Source organism: Oleiharenicola sp. Vm1, assembly GCF_047777955.1.
Classification (GTDB): domain Bacteria; phylum Verrucomicrobiota; class Verrucomicrobiia; order Opitutales; family Opitutaceae; genus Didemnitutus.
The window spans coordinates 1,601,077-1,619,689 of sequence record NZ_CP180537.1; the positions used below are offsets into that span (position 1 = coordinate 1,601,077).

The window sequence follows — 18,613 nt, forward strand, 5'->3', positions numbered from 1 at the left end:
GGGGGGCGAGCGCGAGGCGCTCAGCCGAATTTCAGTTGGGCGCCGCTGAGCGCGGGGGCGCCGTCGAGGAGGTGGAGCAGGAGGGCCTTGATGCGGTCGGCGGGCGGCGGGCAGCCCGGGAGGCAGTGGTCGACCTTGATCAGCGCATGCACGGGCACGACCTTGGGCAGCAACGGGGGCAGGATGCCGTCGAGGGCGGGCTTCACCGGGTTGCTCGCGGCGGCCTCGAGGTAGGCGCGCTGGAGGACGTTGTCGGCGTTTTTCGCGCCGAGGACGTTGCGCATCGCGGGGACGTTGGCCGTGACGGCGCAATCGCCGAACGAGACCACGACCTTCGTGCGCGCGCGGATCTGGTGGATGAGCTCGACGTGGTCGGTGTTGCAGATCGCGCCCTCGACGAGGCAGAGGTCGACGCCCTCGGGGTAGACCTTGAGGTCGGCGAGCGGGCTGTAGACGACCTCGACGCGGCCGGCGAGTTCGAGGAGGAACTCGTCGAGGTCGAGGAAGGACATGTGGCAGCCGGCGCAACCGCCGAGCCAGACGGAGGCGAATTTCAGGCGTTCCATTGTTGTTTCTCCCGGGCGGTGACGATTTTTTCGAGACGCGTGCGGTCGCGCATCATTTCCCCGGCGCTGGCGCCGCGATAGAAGAGCGCGCCGGTGGGGCAGCTCATGACGCACTTGCCGCACGACGTGCAGGTGTCGGCGTCGGCCCAGGGCTGCCGGAGGTCGGTGATGACCTCGCACTTCCCGCCGCGGCCGGCGACGTTCTTGGTGCCGGCGCCCTCGATGTGCCAGCAGACGCGGACGCAGCGCGTGCAGAGGATGCAGCGGTTGTGGTCCATGCCGTAGAGGGCGTGCGTCTGGTCGACGGGCCAGCGGGGCGACTGGTAGTCGTAGCGCACGTGGTCCATGCCGCAGGCGGCGGCGAGCGACTGGAGCTCGCACTGGCCGTTGGACACGCAGACGGCGCACACGTGGTTGCGCTCGGCGAAGAGCAGTTCGAGCGTGAGCTTGCGGTAGTGGCGGAGCTTCGGCGTGTCGGTGAGGATCTCCATGCCTTCGCGGACGCGCGTGGTGCAGGCAGGGAGGAGCTTGTTGCTGCCGGCGACCTCGACGAGGCAGAGGCGGCAGGCGCCGACGTCGTAGACGCCGTCGAGGTGGCAGAGGGTGGGCAGCTTGACGCCGGCCTCCTGGCAGGCCTGGAGGATGGTCGCATCTTCCGGAGCGGAGACCTGGCGGCCGTCGATCGTGAGGGTTTTAACAGCCATGGGAGAATCTGGTGAGGGCTCGTTGCTTTGTAGGGCGGGGTCTCCTGACCCCGCCATGGGGCTTGCGATGCGGCGGGGTCGGGAGACCCCGCCCTACAACGATCAATGAGGTGAGGCGGTCGCGGGCTCGGGTTGGAGGAGCGCCTCGTATTCGTGGCGGAAGAAGCGCAGCGTGCTGAGGACGGGGTTGGGGGCAGTCTGGCCGAGCCCGCAGAGGCTGGTGTTCTTCACCATGTCGCACAGCTCCTCGAGCTGGGCGAGGTCGGCGGCGGTGGCGCGGCGCTCGATGATCTTGGTGAGCAGCTGGTGCATCTGCACCGTGCCGGCGCGGCAGGGGATGCATTTGCCGCAGGACTCGTCGACGCAGAACTCCATGAAGTAGCGCGCGACGTCGACCATGTTGGTGGTGTCGTCCATCACGATCATGCCGCCCGAGCCCATGATCGAACCCAGCTGGCCGAGGGACTCGTAGTCGACGGGCGTGTCGAGGTGCGGCTGCGGGATGCAGCCGCCGGAGGGGCCGCCGGTCTGCACGGCCTTGATGGTGTGGCCGTCGGGCGCGCCGCCGCCCATGTCCTCGACGATGGTGCGGAGCGGCGTGCCCATCGGCACCTCGATCAGGCCGGTGTGGCGGATCTTGCCGGCGAGGGCGAAGACCTTGGTGCCTTTGCTCTTCTCCGTGCCGATGCCCGCGAACCACTCCGCGCCGTGCCGGACGATGGGGGCGACGTTGGCGAAGGTCTCGACGTTGTTGATCAGCGTCGGGCAATTCCACAGGCCGCGCTCGGCCGGGAACGGCGGCCGCGGGCGCGGCTGGCCGCGCTTGCCCTCGATCGAGGCCATGAGCGCGGTTTCCTCGCCGCAGACGAAAGCGCCGGCGCCGATGCGCACCTCGATGTTGAACGAGAACGGCGACTCGAAGATGCCGGCGCCGAGCAGGCCCAGCTGGCGCGCCTGCTTGATCGCGGTCTGGAGCCGGGCGATGGCCAGCGGATACTCGGCGCGCACGTAGACGTAGCCCTGGGTGGCGCCGACGGCCAGCGCGGCGATGGCCATGCCCTCGAGCACGCGGTGCGGATCGCTTTCGAGCACCGAGCGGTCCATGAACGCGCCCGGGTCGCCTTCGTCCGCGTTGCAGACGACGAATTTCCTTTCCCCGGGCGCCTTGGCGACGGTGCCCCACTTGAGGCCGGTGGGGAAACCCGCGCCGCCGCGGCCGCGCAGGCCGCTGCGCACGATCGTGTCGACGATTTCTGGCGGCTCCAATTCGGTGAGCGCCTTGAGCAGGGCCTGGTAGCCGTCGGCGGCGATGTAGCTCTCGATGCGTTCGGGATCCACGACGCCGCTGTTGGCGAGCACGATGGTCTTCTGCTGGGCGAAGAAGGGGGCGCTGGCGGAGGCGAGACCGGCGGCCGCCGCGCCCTTCTGGATTTCGGCGATGAGCTCGGCCGCGGTCTCGGGCGTGACCTTTTCGAACAGCACGCCGGAGGGGTCGGCCTGCACGAGCGGGCCCTGGCAGCACAGCCGCAGGCAGCCGACGCCGCGGACCTCGATCTGGTCGGCAAGGCCGGCGGCGGCGACCGCTTGCTCGAGCTGCTTCTTCACCGCGGGCGCGCCGGACGAGTGGCAGCTGGCGGCCAGGCAGCAGCGCAGCGTGTAGGGCTTCCGTGCGGCCAGCTCGCGAGCCTTGGTTTGGAGAAGGTCGTTAAGATCCATGGGAGGAGAGCCAGGGTTGGACTTTGGCGACGGCGCCTTCGGCGGTCTGTTTGGCCGCGACGGTGCCGTCGTAGACGACCGCCGGCGCGATGCCGCAGGCGCCGATGCAGCGCGCGGAGAGGAGGGAGAGCTTGTTGTCCGGCGTGGTCTCGCCGGCCTTGATGCCGGCGCGCTGCTCGATGGCGGCCATGATCTTGTCGGCGCCCTTCACGTAGCAGGCGGTGCCGAGGCAGACGACGCAGGTGTGCTCGCCCTGCGGCTTCAGGGTGAAGAAATGGTAGAACGTGGCCACGCCGTAGACGCGGCTGGGCGGCAGCTTCAGGGCCTTGGCGACGTAAAGCAGCAGGCCGTCGTCGAGGAATCCGTAGAGCTCCTGCGCCTTGTGCAGCACCTCGATGAGAGCGTCGCCGCGGAACTGCTGGCGCTTCATGAAGGTGTCGAGGATGACGAGTCGCTTGTCCCCGCGCGGGGCGGCGGCGGCTTTCTTGCGTTCGAGTTTGCGGCGGGCTTCCGTGAGTAACATAGGGGCGAGGTGCCAATCCGGACCTCCCCGCACCGCCTCCAGCGGTCCGCTTCAGTCAGGACCGGCCGGTAGATTTGGCGCCCGAGGGTAGCGCGAATGCGCCCGGCTCACTGGGCGCAGATTGCGCAAGGGCCGGCGTGGATTGTTGCGCGGGAATTGGTCTGCGACGCAGGTCCGCTAATGGTCCCGCTCTGCGGCAGAGGCGAGCGGCGCGACTTTCGCGCAAGATGTGCGGAAGTCGCAGAGTGTCCTAAAACGCGGCGGATGATGCGCGCGGCGAAAAATCAGCGCCGTGCGCGCGACGCCTCCCGAGCGTGCGGTCGGCTCAGGCCGTGCGGTTCTGGCGGTAGGCCTTGACCGTGTTCTTCATCAGCATGGCGACGGTCATCGGGCCGACGCCGCCGGGGACGGGCGTGATCTTCGCGCAGAGCGGGGAGACGGTCGGGAAGTGGACGTCGCCGGTGAGGCGGTAACCAGTCTTCTTCGTGGCGTCGGGCACGCGGTTGACGCCGACGTCGATGACGACGACGCCCGGCTTCACCATGTCGGCGGTGACGAACTCGGCCTTGCCGATGGCGGCGATGAGCACGTCGGCCTGGCGCGTGATCGCGGGCAGGTCCTTGGTCTGGGAGTGGCAGATCGTGACGGTGGCGTTGGCCCAGGCCTTGCGCTGGACGGCGAGGAGGGCGGCGGGCTTGCCGACGATGAGCGAGCGGCCGAGCACGACGACGTGCTTGCCGGAGAGGGAAACCTGCGCGCGCTGGAGCAGCTCCATGATGCCGGCGGGCGTGCAGGCGACGAAGCCCGTCTCGTCCTCCTGCGCGAGCTTGCCGAGGTTCAGGGTGTGGAAGCCGTCGACGTCCTTGTGCGCGGCGATGCGGCGGAAGACGGCGACCTCGTTGATGCCCTTGGGCAGCGGCGACTGCACGAGGATGCCGTCGACGCCGGCGTCGGCGTTGAGCGTGTCGATGAGCGCGCAAAGTTCGTCCTGCGTGATCGTGACCGGCGGGAAGATGAGGCGGCTCTCGATGCCGATGTCGGCGGCGGTCTTCTCCTTTTTCTTCACGTAGGAAACCGACGCCGGGTCGTCGCCGACGCGCACGAGCGCGATGCAGGGCTTGCGGCCGGTGTAGCCGGCGACTTCCGCTTTGAGTTCCGCGACGATCTCGGCCGCGACCTGGTTGCCGTCGATGATTTCCATGGGAGAAAGAAAAAAGCCGGCGCGCGCGCCGGCTAGAAGTTTCGCGAGTGTCTTATTTCCGCTGGATCGCCTCGGCGACGACCACGAGGTCCTTGCCGTCGACGGTGTTGCGGACCGTGCCGGTGATGACGACCTGGAGGTCGACGTAGCTCTCGATCTTCTCGGTGAGGACGAGGCGCTTCATGTCGACGTAGGCGAAGCGGCGGCCGGTGCTGTCGGTCAGCTGGTAGTCGTAGACGGGCGTCGAGCCGAAGAGCGTGGCGCGGGCGACGCTGAAGATGCCGGTGAACAGGCGCGGCGTGTCGGCGCTGTTGCCGGTGATCGGGACCGGGCGGCCGGGCTCGGTGCTGGGGGCGGCGGGCGCGGCCGAGTAGGGCGCGGCCGGGGCGGGGACGGGCGCCGCGGCGGTCGCGCTCGGGCGGTTGGCGGTGGCGCCGACGGCGATGAAGCCCTGGAGCTTCTTCTCGATGCGGACCTTCAGCCAGTCGCCGGTGGAGAGGCCGATGACCTCGGACTTGTCGCCCTTCTGCGAGAGGGTGAGCACGGCGGACGTGACCTTGGGCTCGCTGTAGATGTTGGCGCCTTCGCGGACGCTGAGGGCCTTGGTGATCTCGCGACTGCGCGAGTAGCCCTCGAACGAGCCGTCGACCTCGACGCGGCGCCAGCCGGCGGGGGCGTCGCCGACGACGGTGATGGTCGAGCCGGCGGTGAGGCGCGTGAGCACGGGGGACTTGGCGTCGGCTTGCTGGAAGACGGCGGTGTCGGTCGCGACCGTGTCGGCGGCGACGCGGGCCGCGGTGGCGAGCGCCAGGGCGAGGAGCGGGAGTTTAATCTTCATGATCGGTGAACGCGGGCTCGTCGGGGATCGCGCGAGGCGTCGCGAAGAGCAGTGAGATTTCCTTCGTAGAAAGTTGTTTCACTCCGCGCAACGGGATTCCTTTCAGGCGCAGGGCGCCGATCTGGTAGCGGCGCAGGCGCTTGACCGGGAAACCGAAGGCGAGGAAGAGCTGGCGGATCTCGCGCTTCTTGCCGTGGTGCAGATGGACGTCGAGCGAGGTGGAAAGCTTGTCGCGGTTCGGGTTGAGCAGGAGGGCGTGCTCGACCTGAAGGTGCTCGTTCTCGACCTTCACGCCCTTGAGCAGCTGGCCGACCTTGCCGGCGGGGAAGGGGCGCTCGAGCGTCACGTGGTAGCGCTTCACGACCGTGTTGGACGGGTGCATGAGTTTGTTCGCGAGGTCACCGTCGGTGGTGAGGATGAGCAGGCCCTCGCTGTCCTTGTCGAGGCGGCCGGCGCAGAAGAGCCGGAGCTTGCGCCACTCGCGCGGGAGCAGGTCGAAGATCGTGCCGTCCTCGGCGTGCGGGTCGCTGTTGGAGCAGACGAGGCCGCGCGGCTTGTGCATGGCCAGCGTGACCTTCGGCTGGGCGGTGGAGCGCACGGGCTTGCCGCGGACGGTGACCTTGTCGACGCCGGGCTCGACCTTGCGGCCGGGCTCGGCCTTTTCGCCGTTCACGTAAACTTCGCCCGCCGCGATGAGCGCCTCGGCGGCGCGACGGGAGCACAGGCCGGAGTCGGCGATGAATTTCTGGATGCGAACGGGTTCCACAACGCGCAGGTTTGGCGCGCGGGCGGCGCCGGGCAACAGGAAAGCCGATCCAGCGTTTTGCGTCACCGATGGCCATTTGACAGCGAACGGGCTTGCAACCTCCTTGTCGCGACCGGCAAAAACGCCCTTCCACGCATGCATCTGGAGCCCGCTCCCGCCACGTTCTCCAAGGACAACCCGTTTCCCGCCCGCCTGACGGAAAACCGCCTCCTGAACCGTCCCGGTTCGGCCAAGGACACGCGCCACTTCGTCGTCGACCTGGGCGACAGCGGCCTGACCTACAAGGCCGGCGATTCGCTCGGGGTGTTCCCGACGAACCACCCCGACCTCGTGGCCGAGGTGCTCCAGCGCCTGCACGCCACCGGCGACGAGCCGGTGAACCCGGCGATGCTGAAGCTGATGGCGCCCATCCCGCTCCGCGAGGCGCTCACCCGCCGCCTCGCGCTCGCCGGCCCGACGAAGAAGATCCTCGAGACGCTCGCCGCGAGCACGCCCGACCCGACGGAGAAGGAGAAGATCGCCGGCCTGCTCGCGCCCGAGGCCAAGGAGCAGCTTGCGGCGTATCTCGCCGAGCGCGAATACGTCGATCTGCTCGCCGAGTTCCCTCACGCGCGCCTCTCGCCGCAGGTTTTCGTCGATCATCTCCGCAAGCTGATGCCGCGCCTCTACTCGATCGCCTCCTCCGGCAAGGTCCACCCCACGCAGGTGCACCTCACCGTCGCGGTCGTCCGCTACGAGACCAACGGCCGCCCGCGCCACGGCGTCTGCTCGACCTTCCTCGCCGACCGTGCCGCCGTGAACGAGACGCCGGTGCCGGTCTTTGTGTCGCATTCGCACTTCGCCCCGCCGGCCGACGGCGCGCGGGACGTCATCATGGTCGGCCCCGGCACCGGCGTGGCGCCGTTCCGGGCGTTCATGCAGGAGCGCGTCGCCACCGGCGCGACCGGCCGCAACTGGCTGTTCTTCGGCGACCAGCGCCGCGCGACCGATTTCCTTTACGAGGAGGAGTGGCTCGCCTGGCAGCAGCAGGGCAAGCTCGCGCGCCTCGATGTCGCCTTCTCGCGTGACCAAGCGGAAAAGATCTACGTGCAGGACCGCATGCGGCAGGCCGGCGCCGAGCTCTGGGCCTGGCTGCAGGGCGGCGCGTGCTTCTACGTCTGCGGCGACGCCAAGCGCATGGCCAAGGACGTCGACGCCGCGCTCCACGAGATCATCGCCCAGCACGGCGGCATGGACGCCGCCGCGGCGACCGAATACGTGAAGCAGCTCAAGAAGGACCACCGCTACATGCGGGACGTCTACTGAGCTGTCGGCGCCCGGAAGAATCGCGTGCCGGGTGGCCGCCGGGCGCGCTGGTCGTGCCGGCGCGGGGCCGGTGAGTTGGTTGTTGCACCGCCTCGTTGCGCCTGCCACGAAGCCCCCGCTTTATCTATGAGCCTGACCTACAACAATCGTGTGGCCCTCGTCACTGGCGCGGGGCGCGGCATCGGCAAAGCCATCGCTGAGTTGCTCGCCAAGAACGGCGTGACGGTGATCTGCGTGAGCAAGTCCGCCGAGAGCTGTGGCGCGGTCGCCGACGGCATCGTCGCCGCGGGCGGCAAGGCCAAGGCGCTGGCGGTCGACGTCGCCAACGGCGCGGCGGTAAAGGCGGCGTGCGAACAGCTGCTGGCCGAGTTCGGCAACATCGACATCCTCGTCAACAACGCCGGAATCACGAAGGACGGCCTGCTGTTCCGCATGAGCGAGGACGACTGGAACAACGTCCTCTCGACCAACCTGACCAGCTGCTACCACTTCACCAAGCTCGTCGGCCGCCCCATGACCCAGAAGCGCTGGGGCCGCATCATCAACATCACCTCCGTCGTCGGCCTCATGGGCAACCCCGGCCAGGCCAACTACTGCGCGGCCAAGGCCGGCATGATCGGCTTCACCAAGTCGATCGCGAAGGAGTTCGCGGCGCGCAACATCACGGTCAACGCCGTGGCGCCCGGCTTCATCAAGACCGACATGACGGCGGGCCTCCCCGAAGAGGCCGGCGAGAAGCTCATGGGCGTCATCCCGCTCAAGCGCCTCGGCGAAGCCGCCGACATCGCGCACATGGTGGCATTCCTCGCCTCCGAGGAAGCCGGCTACATCACCGGGCAGGTTTTTACCGTTGACGGCGGCATGGTGATGTGATGCCGATTTGACCACCTTTTATCCCGGACACTTCCTCGAACCCTTTCCAACATGGCCGACCAGAAAACCATCGAACAACGCGTCAAGCAGATCATCGTTAACCAACTGAACGTTAACGAAGAGCAGATCACCAAAGAGGCCTCGTTCCTCGACGATCTCGGCGCCGACTCCCTCGACACTGTCGAGCTCATCATGGCCTTCGAAGAGGAGTTCAAGAACGAGATCAAGGGTGAGATCCCGGAGTCCGACGCGGAGAAGCTCCAGACCGTCGGCGACGTCATCAACTACATCGAGGCCAAGGCCGCCGCGAAGTAAGTTCCCCTTTCCCCAGGCGTTCTACCACCCGAAAATCGGGGCTGGTAGAACGCCTTTTTATTTTCACTGTGTCCCGCTGATGGAAACCGTTTCTCCGCATAAACGTGTCGTCGTCACCGGTCTGGGCGTCGTGGCCTCCCTCGGCCACAACGTGCCCGACTTCTGGGCCAGCATCCTGGCCGGCAAGTGCGGCATCGATCGCGTCACGCAGTTCGACGTGAAGGATTACACCTGCCAGATCGGCGCGGAGGTGCGCGACTGGGACCCGGCGCAGCACATGGACCCGAAGGAGGTCCGGCGCAACGACCGCTACACGCATTTCGGCTTCGTCGCCGCCAAGCAGGCCGTCGCCGACGCTAAGCTCGACATGGCCAAGGAGGATGCCGACCGCGTCGGCGTCATCATCGGCTCGGGCATCGGGGGCATGTGGACGATCGAGAACCAGCACAAGAACCTCCTCGAGCGCGGCCCGCGCAAGGTCTCGCCGTTCATGATCCCCGCCCTGATCAGCAACATGGTCGGCGGCCTGGTCGCGATCGAGCTGGGGGCCCGCGGTCCGAATTTCGGCGTCGTCAGCGCCTGCGCCACCGCCACGCACGCCATCGGCGAGTCGCTCCGCATGATCCGCGGCGGCGAGGCCGACGTCATGGTCTGTGGCGGCGCCGAGGCGTCGATCACCCCGCTGTCCTACGCCGGTTTCTGCTCGATGAAGGCGATGAGCACGAACAACGAGAACCCGCAGAAGGCCAGCCGCCCCTTCGACGCGAACCGCGACGGTTTCATCATGGGCGAGGGCTCGGGCATCCTCGTGCTCGAGAGCCTCGAGCACGCCCTTGCGCGCGGCGCCCGCATCTACTGCGAGCTCCTCGGTTACTCGGCGACGTGCGATGCCTACCACATCACCTCGCCCGATCCGGACGGCAAGGGCCTGTCGCTCGCCATGACCCGCGCGCTGGCCGACGCCCGCGTGCGCCCGGAGGAGATCGACTACATCAACGCCCACGGCACCTCCACGCCCTACAACGACAAGTTCGAGACCCTCGCGATCAAGAAGGTCTTCGGCGAACACGCCCGCAAGGTCATGATCAGCTCCACCAAGTCGATGACCGGCCACCTGCTCGGCGCCGCCGGCGGCATTGAGGCCGTGATCAGCGTGAAGACGATCGAGACCGGCGAGGTGCCGCCCACGATCAACCTCGAGACGCCCGATCCGGAGTGCGACCTCGACTACGTGCCCAACGTGAAGCGCACCGCGGCGGTCCGCACCGTGTTGAGCGACAACCTCGGCTTCGGCGGCCAGAACGCCGCGCTCGTCTTCCGCAAGATGTGAGCGCGGCCGCGCGCCGACGTGGCGCGCCCCGGTCCCGCCCGGCTCGCCCGGCCCGCCTGCGGCGCGTGGGGATGGCTCGCGCGCGCCGCGTCTCGCTGCTTGCCCTCGGCCGCGCCGGCTGACATCAGTGGCCGCGCACACACGCCATGAATACCCCGTTGCGTCACTTGATCGCCGCGGCGTGCCTGTTGGTTGGCACGTTTGCGTTTGGAGCCGAGGGCAAGGTTGCCGGTTCGGCCGAGGAGTCCACCAAGCTGGCCCAGACCTGGCTGAAACTCGTCGACGAGGGCAACTACGCCCAGAGCTGGAAGGAGGCCGCCTCGCGTTTCCGCGCGTCGGTCACCGAGGAGAAGTGGGTCGATGCGATGAACCAGGTGCGCCAGCCGCTTGGCCTGGTCAACTCGCGTGAACTCGCCGAGGCCACGTTCGCCACTGAGCTGCCGCGCGCGCCCAAGGGCGAGTATTGGGTGGTGAAGTTTAAGACGGGCTTCGAGGCGGTGAAGGCCAACGAGGTCGTGACGCTCATGGCCGACCCCGACGGCCACTGGCGCGTGGTGGGATTCTTCATCCGGCCCGCGTCCTGACGCCGCGGTGACGGGAAACAGCGTTGCCGCCGGCGCGGTGACGCGGCTGGCTGGCGGGCATGGACCACGCCTCGCGCAACGTGCGACTGCTCTTCGCGGCGCGCATGGTGCGGATGTTCGCCTACGGCCTGCTCGGCGTCGTGCTGGTGCTCTACCTGATCGAGCGCGGGCTCGACGAGGCGGCGGTCGGGCTGCTGCTCACGGGCACGTTCCTCGGTGACGCCGCGATCTCGCTCTGGCTGAGCACGCACGCGGACCGCTGGGGCCGCCGGCGCGCGCTGCTCGCGGGCGCCGCGCTGATGGCCGGCGGCGGCGCGCTCATGGCGGCCACGGGCAGCTTCGTCGGTCTGCTCCTCGCCGCGACGATCGGCGTCATCAGTCCGACCGGCAACGAGGTGGGGCCCTTTCTCGCCGTCGAGCAGGCGGGGCTGGCCCAAGTCGTGCCCGATGCGCGGCGGACGCACTTCTTCGCCTGGTATAATCTCGCGGGCTACGCGGCGACGGCGCTGGGCGCGCTCGCGGCCGGCCTCCTCAGCCAGGCGTTGCAGCACGCCGGCGCGTCCGCGCTCGCGAGCTATGCGACGTTGTTCTGGCTCTACGGGGCCCTCGGCCTGGTGATCGCCGCGCTGGTGGCGCAGCTGGATGAAGGCGTGGAGGCGCCCGCGGCGGCGCGCGCGATCACGGGGAAGGCGCTCTTCGGCCTCCGCGAGTCGCGTGGCATCGTCCTGCGCCTGAGCGCGCTCTTCGCCCTCGATGCGTTTGCGGGCGGCTTCATCGTGCAGAGCTTCCTGGCGTATTGGTTTCACGTGCGCTTCGGCGCGGGGAGGCGGCGCTGGGCGCGGTGTTCTTCGGCGCCAACATCCTGTCGGGCCTGTCGGCGCTGGCCGCCGTGCCGCTGGCGCGCCGCATCGGCCTGGTGAACACGATGGTGTTCACGCACCTGCCCTCGAACTTCCTGCTCATGCTCGTCCCGCTGATGCCGACGTTCGGCGGGGCGGCAGCGGTGCTGTGGCTGCGGCACCTGATCTCGCAGATGGACGTGCCGACGCGCCAGTCCTACGTGAACGCCGTCGTGTCCGCGGCCGAGCGGTCCGCCGCCAACGGCGTCACCGGCACAGCGCGCCAGCTGGGCACCGCGCTGGCGCCGACCCTGGCGGGGCTCATGACGCCGGCGCTGCTGCTGGCGGGCGGACCGTTCCTCGTGGCGGGCGGCCTGAAGGCGCTCTACGACCTCGCGCTGTGGCGCAGCTTCCGCCGCGTGCGGCCGCCAGAAGAGCGGAATTGAGCGCGGCTGGCCGGGCGGGAGCGGTTTCTAATAGTCGCTCGCGGCCGGCGGCGGCGCGTTGCCGAGCGCGCGACGACTGCGCTTTGCTCCGGCCAACCCAACACCCCATGGCCACCCTGACCAAACGCATCAGCCTGACCGAGAGCGACCCGGAGCGTTCGCTCGAGTTCGAGTTCATCCGCGCGACCGAGAACGCCGCGCTCAACGCCGTCCACTGGATCGGCCGCGGCGACAAGGAGGGCGCCGACGCCGCCGCGTGCGACGCGATCAACGGCACCTTCGACCACATCGACATGCGCGGCGAAGTCGTGATCGGCGAGGGCATCAAGGACGACGCGCCCGGCATTTTCCTCGGCGACCGGCTCGGCACCTGGAAGAGCGGCTCGCCGAAGTTCAACATCGCCCTCGATCCGATCGACGGCACGACGAACATCTCGAAAGGCCTGCCGAACTCGATCTCGGTCATGGCCGGCGTGCTCGCGCCGGAGAAGGGCCACGCGATGGTGAACATCCCGACGTTCTACTCGGAGAAGCTCGCCTACGGTCCGCAGGTCGCGCAGGCGATGGAGAAGAACAAGGCCCTGCGCTTCGACCTCGACACCCCCGTCGAGGAGATCGTGCGCAAGATCGCGAAGATGCGCGGCAAGAACGTGCGCGAGGTCGTCGTCGTCGTGCTCGACCGTCCGCGCCACGAGAAGATCATCCAGGGCGTGCGCAAGGTCGGCGCCGCGCTCCGGCTCATCACCGACGGCGACGTCACCGCGGCCATCGCGCCGTCGCTGCCCGACAGCGGCGTCGACCTCTACCTCGGCATCGGCGGCTCGCCCGAGGGCGTGCTCACGGCCGCGGCCCTCCGCGCGCTCGGCGGTGGCCAGCAGCTCCGCATGTGGGTGCGCGACGACGAGGAGCGGGCCCGCATCGCGAAGGATCCCGCGGCCAAGGATCTCAAGAAGATCTTCCATGCCGACGACCTCGTCACCGGCCCCGGTGCGATCTTCTGCGCCACCGGCATCACCTCCAGCTGGCTGCTCCCCGGAGTCAAGGTGGTCGGCCGTCACGCGACGACGCACTCGATCCTGATGCGCGCCCGCAGCCGCACCGTGCGCTACATCCAGGCCGTGCACGATCTCGACCACAAGACGATCTACCTGCGCAGCCGGAGCACCGAAACGCTGGTCTGAGGGCTGCCGGAAAAATTCCAAAAAGCCGTTGACGGCGGGTTTCGCCGCCCCTTTTACTCGCCCTTCCAACTCAGTGGCTCGGTAGCTCAGTTGGTAGAGCAGAGGACTGAAAATCCTTGTGTCGTCGGTTCGATTCCGACCTGAGCCACCACTTTAAGAGCGCCATTCTCGTCCCGAGAGTGGCGCTTTTTGTTTTCCGACGGCGAGTTGCGTCAAAAGCTCGGCGCTTAGGGCACGTCGGAGGCGGTCAGCAGGATCTCGACGGCGCGCTCGAGGCCGCGGGCATCCTCGGCGTCGAAGCGGTTCAGGCTCGGGCTGTCCAGATCGAGCACGCCGAGCAGCCGGCCGCGGTGGAGGAGGGGGACGACCACCTCGGAGTTCGAGGCGCTGTCGCAGGCGATGTGGCCGGGGAAGGCGTGGACGTCCGGCACCACGACGCTCTCGCGGCGGGCGGCGGCCGTGCCGCACACGCCCTTGCCCATGGCGATGCGCACGCAGGCGACCTTGCCCTGGAAGGGGCCGAGGACGAGGCCGCCGTCCTTGAGCAGGTAGAAACCCGCCCAGTTCAGGTCGGGCAGCGCCTGCATCAGCAGCGCGGAGGTCTGGGCCAGGTTGCACACCCAGTCGCGCTCGCCGTGCAGGACGGCTTCGAGCTGCCGGTGCAAGGCGGCGTAGAACTCCGGCTTCGTGCCGGCGTGGATGGCGATGACCGTGTGCGACATGGCGGTGGGTGAGCAGTAGGCAGAAGCGCGGCAGTGGCAAGGGAGCGATTGCGCGAAAGCCGGGAATAAAGCACGCTGCAGCGGCTCCCACGCTCCACCGATGCCCAGCGACGCCTTCACGCAGCTAGTGGACGCGCATTACGCGCCGCTCTACCGCTTTGCCCTCAGCCTGACGAGAAACTCGTCGGATGCGTGCGACCTTACCCAGCAGACATTCTTCATCTGGGCGCGCAAGGGCGACCAGCTGCGCGAGGAGGCGAAGGCCAAGTCGTGGCTGTTCACGACGCTTTACCGCGAGTTCCTCCGCGGCCGCCGCCGTGCCGAGCACGTGACGGCGCTGGAGGATTTGCCGCCGGGCGAAAACGATCCCGCGGCGCCGGAGGTCGACCTCGTGACCGGCATGGACGCGGGGCTGGTCGTCGAGGCCCTGCAGGAGGTCGACGAGGTCTACCGCGTGCCGCTCACGCTCTTCTACCTGGAGGAGCTGGCCTACAAGGAAATCGCCGATGCGCTCGAGGTGCCGATCGGCACCGTGATGTCGCGCCTGTCGCGCGGCAAATCCCAGCTCCGCGCCGCGCTCGCGCGCAAGGAAGCCGCGCGCGGCAAGGTCGTGCCCTTCGGCAACACCGCGAGGAAACTCTCATGAAAAACGAGGAGGCAAAATTCGTTCTCCACGCCTACCGGCCGAATGGCGCCGATGCGGGCGACGCCACTTTCTGCGCCGCGCTCGAGCAGGCGAAGCAGGACCCGGCGCTCGAGAAATGGTTCCTGGCGCAACAGGCCTTCGATCGCGCGATGTGCGCGAAGCTCGGCGGCGTCACGCCGCCGGAGAACCTGCGGGCGTCGATTCTCGCCGGCGTGAAGGTCAGCCAGCCGCCGCGCGCGGGCGCCACGTGGTGGCGCAGCCCGGTGCCGATGGCGCTGGCCGCCAGCCTCGCCCTGTTGCTGGCGGTGGGGATCGCGTTCTGGCCCGCGACCGTTTCGGCCGAACAGATCGCGGCGTTCGCGATCAGCGACACGATGCACCAGTCGCACGAGGGCAAGGAGGGCCCGGAGGCCGTCGAGTTGCAGGCCATGCTCAGCCAGGCCGACCGCCGGCTCGGCGGGGGCGTGCCGATCGACTTCGCCGCACTGCGCGCGAACGGCTGCCGCACCGTCCGTTTCGAGGGGCACGACTTGCTTGAGGTGTGCTTCAAGCGCGAGGGAAAGTGGTTCCACTGCTACGTGGCGCGCGCGGCGGACTTCCCTCAGCTCGCCGCCAAGCTCGCGCCGAGTTTCACCGACCACGAGGGCGCCAGCGCCGCGGCGTGGAGTGACGGCCGGCATATTTTCGTCGTGGCCAGCAAGGCGGGCCGCGAGGCGATCCAGCGGCTGATCTGAGCGGAGCCCAGCGTCAAGGGGCCGGTCGCTCCGGCCCGATCCCTCCCGCGGCCGGGGTGCGCGGTGCGTCCGATGACACGCGCGCGGCCCGGAAAAAGAAATTTCGCTCCGAGCGATTAGGCAAAAGCGTCCCACGGCCAACGCACCGGGAAAGTGCTTTGCGCGGGCTGTTGTAAACCCCGTGACAGCGCGGCGCAGGTTGTAAATGGCACCCCCCGAAAAGCCGCTTGTCAGGGGGAGATTCACAGACTTTGTGCCGACGTCCCTGTGATGACCACCTCCCGAAAATTCCTTCTCACGCTGTGCGCCGTGGCGCTCGCGCTGCCCTTTGCGGGCGCGTCCGAGCGCGCGGAGACGCTGCGCGCGATCAATTGGGTGGAGAATCCCACGAACCACACGCGGCCCGGCTCGCGCGGCGAGTTGGGGCCATACCAGTTCCTGCCCCAGACGTGGCGGCTGCACACGCGCACGCCCTTCAGCCAGGCGATCGTGCGCGCGCAGGCGGACGCCGTGGCCGTGCGGCACTACGAATGGATCGCCGATGGCCTGCGCGACGCCGGCATCGATCCGAACCCCTTCAATATCGCGCTCGCCTGGAATTGCGGCCTGGGAGCCGTGCGCGCCGGTCGCGTGCCGGCGGTGAGCTACGCCTACGCGCAGCGCGTGCAGAACCTAGTGGAGCGCCAGCGCGCGCAACGTCAGGCGGCGCTCGCGGAGGCGCCCGCGGTCGCGGCGACGCCGTCCGCGCCGGCGGAAGCGATGTTTGCTTTCGACACCTCGGCCGACGCGACGCCGCGCTTCGTGGTGGCGACGAGCGAGCCGCTCTACAACCCGACGGTGCCGGCGGCGCTGGCCGAGAAGACGGCTCCGGTGGCGGTCGCCACGGTCGAGATCCCGGTGCCGGCGGACATGCCGACCGTGCAGGTCGAACCGAAGGCCATGTTCACTTTCAGCAGCGTGGCGGCGCCGCGGTTCGCGCTGATCCACTGAGCGCGTCCCCTTTTCTTTGCCATAGTCCTGACGCCGTCCGCAAGGGCGGCGTCTTTTTTGGGGGCGCGGCGGCGGGCCGCCGCGCGGAGGTTACTCGAGGAAGCTGGTCTGCTTCGGCGAGCGGACGGTCTTTTTCGTCCTCGGGCGAGTTGAGGTGCCGCGGCGGGCGCGCGACGCGGGAGGCGACGGCGCTTTCGCGGTCGGCGACGACGCGCTCGCACATCTTCTCGATCTGGAGGTGCAGCCAGTTGGTCGTGGGGCTGCCCGCGGTGTAGTCGGCGGGACCGTAGTGGTCGATGCGGCCGGCCTGGCGGAGGCGGTCGTTCTGCTCGAACTCGGCGCGGACGGCGGGGTTGTAGACGGCGTAGGTCTTGCCGCCGCCCTTTTTCACGACGGAGAAGCTCGGGACATCGCTCGGGCCGTCGGCGATGTAGATCATGTTCTGGAGCGGGATGCGGCGGTCCTCGGGCGAGACCTTGGCGTTGACGTCGATTGCGGCGTTCCTGTTCGTGCCCTTGTTGATCTCGAAGATCGCGCGCGTCTTCGTGGTGTTGTCGATCATCACGCCGATCTGCGCGATCTCCGCGGCGGCCTCGAGGGGGAATTCCTTCTGCCGGAGGAAACCGGGCTGGAGCGGGTTCTCGATGAATTCGCAGGCCCAGATGTGGTCGACGAACGGCGCGATGGCGCTGCCGCGGATCATCTCGGCGAGTCCGGTGCTGACAATGTAGTGCTCGAGCACGATCTCGTGCTTCTGGAACTCCGGCCGCGCTTTCACCCACTCGCGCGACGACTGGAAGAACTCCGGCAGGCCGGGGTAGAATTTGATCTCGCGGCCGCAGTCGCGGAGCACCTGGTTGTTCAAGCCGGCCATCGGCCCGGCGAGGACGTAGGTGAGCAGGTGGTTGAGATAGCTGATCTCGGGCGAGATGTGGTAGCCGCGGCGGCGGTAGTTCTCGGCCAGGGCGTTGGTTTCCGACCAGAACGTCTGCTCGTCCACGCCGTAGCGTTTGAACAGCGGAGCCTGCATGTAGGCGGGAATTAGCGTCTTGTCGAAGTCCCAGATGCAGGCGACGATGTTTTGAGTGAAGAGCGGGGAAGCCATCGCAGGAAAGTTTTACTAGGCGGCGCGAGCCGCGCCTGATTGGCTTCCGACGCAAGCCGCCCGCTGCGGCTGACGCAATTCGCAATTTCTTCCCCGTGCCGCGCGCATGGATCAACTGCCCGACATCCTCCCGTTCCAGCACCGCCTCGACGAACTCGACGCGCAGATGGCGGAGCCGTCGTTCTACGCGAACGCCCGGCGCGCCGCCGACGTCACGCGCGAGCAGCAGCGCCTGCGCGCGCTGGTCGACGAGTATCGCGCCTACGAGAAGCTCGGCCGCGATATCGAGGAACACGGCGCGCTGTTCAAGGACCCGAAGGCCGACCCGGAGCTGCGCGGGCTGGCGGAGCTGGAGCTGCCGGATCTGGAGCGGCGCCGCGCCGCGCTGCACGAGTCCGTGCTGCGCGCGATGATCCCGCCGGAGCCGTCGGACTCGCGCAACACCGTCATGGAAATCCGCGCCGGCGCCGGCGGGGACGAGGCGAGCCTGTTCGCGGCGGATCTTTACCGGATGTTTGTCCGCTACGCGGAAGGCCGCGGCTGGAAGGTGCAGCCGATGAGCTCGAGCGGCTCCGACCGCGGCGGGTTCAAGGAGGTGATCTTCCTCGTCACCGGCACCGACGTCTACAAGCGCCTGAAATACGAGAGCGGCGTCCACCGCGTGCAGCGCATCCCCGTCACCGAGGCCAACGGCCGCATTCACACGTCCACCGTCACCGTCGCCGTGCTGCCCGAGGCCGAGGAAGTCGACGTGCAGATCGACCCGCAGGACCTCGAGATCACGGTGCAGCGCGCCAGCGGCCCGGGTGGGCAGGGGGTCAACACCACGGACTCGGCGGTGCGCATCATCCACAAGCCGACCGGTCTGATCGTGTTCTGCGCCGACGACCGGTCGCAGATCAAGAACAAGGCCCGCGCGATGGCGGTGCTGCGCTCGCGCCTGCTCAAGCTGAAGGAGGAGGAGGAGCGCGCCAAATACGCCGCGCAGCGCAAGGGCCAGATCGGCACCGGCGACCGCAGCGAGCGCATCCGCACCTACAATTTCCCGCAGAACCGCGTGACCGACCACCGCATCGGGCTGACGCTCTACAGCCTGCCGCAGGTGCTGGAGGGCAACCTCGACGCGCTGATCGAGGCGCTGCAGCGCGCGGAGTTCGAGGAGAAGCTGGCGGAGCTGACCGGCGCGCCCGTGATCGCGCGCCGCGGCGCGAGCGAGGACGAGGAGTGAG

Annotated in this window: 21 protein-coding genes and 1 tRNA gene; 13 read left to right on the top strand and 9 right to left on the bottom strand. The window is 68.5% G+C overall.

Annotation, left to right across the window (positions count from 1 at the left end; translation table 11 throughout):
- Positions 1–20: 20 nt before the first annotated feature.
- The 7 genes from ACMYLB_RS08285 to ACMYLB_RS08315 all read right to left on the bottom strand — a co-directional run bounded on the left by ACMYLB_RS08285 (position 21) and on the right by ACMYLB_RS08315 (position 6,314).
- Positions 21–566 (bottom strand): oxidoreductase, encoded by a 546-nt coding sequence (locus ACMYLB_RS08285; protein ID WP_415910461.1) that lies wholly within the window; start codon positions 564–566, stop codon positions 21–23.
- A complete protein-coding gene (hoxU, locus tag ACMYLB_RS08290) occupies positions 554–1,270 on the bottom strand; it encodes a bidirectional hydrogenase complex protein HoxU (protein ID WP_415910462.1) in 717 nt (238 codons plus the stop codon). The genes ACMYLB_RS08285 and hoxU overlap by 13 nt, the downstream gene beginning before the upstream one ends.
- A 102-nt stretch (positions 1,271–1,372) precedes the next feature.
- Positions 1,373–2,986, bottom strand: a complete 1,614-nt coding sequence (locus ACMYLB_RS08295) for a NuoF family protein (RefSeq protein ID WP_415910463.1) — start codon at positions 2,984–2,986, stop codon at positions 1,373–1,375.
- The gene (hoxE, locus tag ACMYLB_RS08300) at positions 2,976–3,509 is read right to left on the bottom strand and encodes a bidirectional hydrogenase complex protein HoxE (protein WP_415910464.1); all 534 of its coding nucleotides are present in this window, start codon (positions 3,507–3,509) and stop codon (positions 2,976–2,978) included. The genes ACMYLB_RS08295 and hoxE overlap by 11 nt, the downstream gene beginning before the upstream one ends.
- 325 nt (positions 3,510–3,834) lie before the next feature.
- A complete protein-coding gene (folD, locus tag ACMYLB_RS08305; RefSeq protein ID WP_415910465.1) occupies positions 3,835–4,710 on the bottom strand; it encodes a bifunctional methylenetetrahydrofolate dehydrogenase/methenyltetrahydrofolate cyclohydrolase FolD in 876 nt (291 codons plus the stop codon).
- A gap of 52 nt (positions 4,711–4,762) precedes the next feature.
- The gene (locus ACMYLB_RS08310; RefSeq protein ID WP_415910466.1) at positions 4,763–5,548 is read right to left on the bottom strand and encodes an SH3 domain-containing protein; all 786 of its coding nucleotides are present in this window, start codon (positions 5,546–5,548) and stop codon (positions 4,763–4,765) included.
- Positions 5,538–6,314 carry a pseudouridine synthase gene (locus ACMYLB_RS08315; protein ID WP_415910467.1) on the bottom strand — a complete coding sequence of 259 codons (777 nt, stop codon included), beginning with the start codon at positions 6,312–6,314 and terminating at the stop codon, positions 5,538–5,540. The genes ACMYLB_RS08310 and ACMYLB_RS08315 overlap by 11 nt, the downstream gene beginning before the upstream one ends.
- A 135-nt stretch (positions 6,315–6,449) precedes the next feature.
- Between ACMYLB_RS08315 and ACMYLB_RS08320 the strand changes: the two genes are divergently transcribed.
- The 9 genes from ACMYLB_RS08320 to ACMYLB_RS08360 all read left to right on the top strand — a co-directional run bounded on the left by ACMYLB_RS08320 (position 6,450) and on the right by ACMYLB_RS08360 (position 13,338).
- The gene (locus ACMYLB_RS08320) at positions 6,450–7,619 is read left to right on the top strand and encodes a sulfite reductase subunit alpha (protein ID WP_415910468.1); all 1,170 of its coding nucleotides are present in this window, start codon (positions 6,450–6,452) and stop codon (positions 7,617–7,619) included.
- Between the two features lie 126 nt (positions 7,620–7,745).
- The gene (fabG, locus tag ACMYLB_RS08325) at positions 7,746–8,492 is read left to right on the top strand and encodes a 3-oxoacyl-[acyl-carrier-protein] reductase (protein WP_415910469.1); all 747 of its coding nucleotides are present in this window, start codon (positions 7,746–7,748) and stop codon (positions 8,490–8,492) included.
- A 51-nt stretch (positions 8,493–8,543) separates the two neighbouring features.
- Positions 8,544–8,807 (top strand): acyl carrier protein, encoded by a 264-nt coding sequence (acpP, locus tag ACMYLB_RS08330; protein ID WP_415910470.1) that lies wholly within the window; start codon positions 8,544–8,546, stop codon positions 8,805–8,807.
- Between the two features lie 79 nt (positions 8,808–8,886).
- Positions 8,887–10,137, top strand: a complete 1,251-nt coding sequence (gene fabF / locus ACMYLB_RS08335; protein ID WP_415910471.1) for a beta-ketoacyl-ACP synthase II — start codon at positions 8,887–8,889, stop codon at positions 10,135–10,137.
- 146 nt (positions 10,138–10,283) lie between these two features.
- A complete protein-coding gene (locus tag ACMYLB_RS08340; RefSeq protein WP_415910472.1) occupies positions 10,284–10,721 on the top strand; it encodes a DUF4019 domain-containing protein in 438 nt (145 codons plus the stop codon).
- Between the two features lie 59 nt (positions 10,722–10,780).
- A complete protein-coding gene (locus tag ACMYLB_RS08345) occupies positions 10,781–11,641 on the top strand; it encodes an MFS transporter (RefSeq protein WP_415910473.1) in 861 nt (286 codons plus the stop codon).
- On the top strand, positions 11,611–12,006 hold the full coding sequence (locus ACMYLB_RS08350; RefSeq protein ID WP_415910474.1) for a hypothetical protein: 396 nt from the start codon (positions 11,611–11,613) through the stop codon (positions 12,004–12,006). Before ACMYLB_RS08345 ends, ACMYLB_RS08350 begins: the two co-directional genes overlap by 31 nt.
- A gap of 107 nt (positions 12,007–12,113) precedes the next feature.
- The gene (gene glpX, locus ACMYLB_RS08355) at positions 12,114–13,187 is read left to right on the top strand and encodes a class II fructose-bisphosphatase (protein WP_415910475.1); all 1,074 of its coding nucleotides are present in this window, start codon (positions 12,114–12,116) and stop codon (positions 13,185–13,187) included.
- A gap of 75 nt (positions 13,188–13,262) precedes the next feature.
- Positions 13,263–13,338: transfer RNA gene (locus ACMYLB_RS08360), tRNA-Phe, on the top strand.
- A 76-nt stretch (positions 13,339–13,414) separates the two neighbouring features.
- On the opposite strand, the gene ACMYLB_RS08365 is transcribed toward ACMYLB_RS08360, so the two are convergent.
- Positions 13,415–13,909, bottom strand: coding sequence for a GAF domain-containing protein (locus ACMYLB_RS08365; RefSeq protein ID WP_415910476.1), 495 nt, complete (start codon positions 13,907–13,909; stop codon positions 13,415–13,417).
- Positions 13,910–14,009: 100 nt separating this feature from the next.
- On the opposite strand from ACMYLB_RS08365, the gene ACMYLB_RS08370 reads away from it, so the two are divergent.
- The 3 genes from ACMYLB_RS08370 to ACMYLB_RS08380 all read left to right on the top strand — a co-directional run bounded on the left by ACMYLB_RS08370 (position 14,010) and on the right by ACMYLB_RS08380 (position 16,279).
- A complete protein-coding gene (locus ACMYLB_RS08370; protein ID WP_415910477.1) occupies positions 14,010–14,555 on the top strand; it encodes an RNA polymerase sigma factor in 546 nt (181 codons plus the stop codon).
- Entirely contained in the window at positions 14,552–15,289 is a 738-nt protein-coding gene (locus ACMYLB_RS08375; RefSeq protein WP_415910478.1) for a hypothetical protein, read from the top strand. Before ACMYLB_RS08370 ends, ACMYLB_RS08375 begins: the two co-directional genes overlap by 4 nt.
- A gap of 270 nt (positions 15,290–15,559) precedes the next feature.
- On the top strand, positions 15,560–16,279 hold the full coding sequence (locus ACMYLB_RS08380) for a hypothetical protein (RefSeq protein ID WP_415910479.1): 720 nt from the start codon (positions 15,560–15,562) through the stop codon (positions 16,277–16,279).
- Here the strand turns inward: ACMYLB_RS08380 and ACMYLB_RS08385 are convergent.
- Positions 16,239–17,384, bottom strand: coding sequence for an HAD family hydrolase (locus ACMYLB_RS08385; protein WP_415910480.1), 1,146 nt, complete (start codon positions 17,382–17,384; stop codon positions 16,239–16,241). The two genes, ACMYLB_RS08380 and ACMYLB_RS08385, sit on opposite strands and share 41 nt — an antisense overlap.
- 106 nt (positions 17,385–17,490) lie before the next feature.
- On the opposite strand from ACMYLB_RS08385, the gene prfA reads away from it, so the two are divergent.
- Positions 17,491–18,612 (top strand): peptide chain release factor 1, encoded by a 1,122-nt coding sequence (prfA, locus tag ACMYLB_RS08390; RefSeq protein WP_415910481.1) that lies wholly within the window; start codon positions 17,491–17,493, stop codon positions 18,610–18,612.
- Position 18,613 lies beyond the last annotated feature (1 nt).